This window comes from Mesorhizobium sp. WSM4983, from assembly GCF_029625765.1.
Taxonomy (GTDB): domain Bacteria; phylum Pseudomonadota; class Alphaproteobacteria; order Rhizobiales; family Rhizobiaceae; genus Mesorhizobium.
On record NZ_JARTVM010000030.1, the window covers coordinates 1 to 967 of the forward strand.

The following is a 967-nucleotide window of genomic DNA, read 5'->3' on the forward strand; positions in this document are numbered from 1 at the left end:
ATGCCCAAGCCCTATTCGCTCGATTTGCGTGAACGTGTTGTGCGGTTTGTCGAGGCGGGCCATTCTCGGCGTGCGGCGGCGGCACATTTTGAGGTGTCGGTTTCGTTCGTCGTTATCCTGATGAGGAACTATCGAGAGACCGAGAGCCTGGCGCCCAAAGCCAGTGGTGGCCGCCGCCATTCCAAGCTCGATCCGCATCGTGCGTTCCTGCTTGGTTGTGTGGCCGAGAAGGACGACATCACCATGCCGGAGCTTGCCGCCCAACTGGTTATTGCTGCAGGCGTCCAAGTCGCTCCCGCCTCGATCTCACGTTGGCTCATCAGGAACGGCTACCGCTTCAAAAAAAACGCTGCTGGCCAGCGAGCAAGATCGACCCGACATCAGCAAGGCGCGCCAGGAGTGGCGGGCCAAACGCCAGCCGCGGATGCGGCTTGAGCCACATCGGCTGGTGTTTATCGACGAGACCGGAACCACGACGAAGATGACGCGCTTGCGCGGTCGCTGCCTGAAGGGTCGGCGGTTGCGCTCAAAGGCACCGTTTGGACATTGGAAGACGCAGACCTTCATCGCCGGGCTGCGCTGCCATGGGCTTACCGCCCCTTTCGTCGTCGACGCGCCGATGAACCGGCGCATCTTCGAGACCTACGTCGAAAACGCAGCTCGCTCCGACGTTGGCAAGGGGCGATGTCGTCATCCTTGACAACCTCGCCGCCCACAAGAGTCCAGCCGCCGAGGCAGCCATCAGGGCAAGAGGCGCATGGCTGCTCTTCCTGCCGCCCTACAGTCCGGATCTCAACCCGATCGAAATGGCCTTCGCCAAGCTCAAGGCGCATCTGCGCGCAAAGGCCATCAGAACCATCGACGCCCTGTGGCAGGCCATCGGCGATATCTGCAATCTGTTCTCCCCAACAGAATGCAGAAACTACTTCACTGCCGCAGGCTATGGACTCACATGAAAATCCGCCGC

General features: G+C 61.0%; 1 pseudogene. It reads left to right on the forward strand.

Annotated features, from left to right (window positions below):
* Nucleotides 1-956 (forward strand): annotated as a pseudogene (locus P9254_RS28805) (IS630 family transposase).
* Nucleotides 957-967 lie beyond the last annotated feature (11 nt).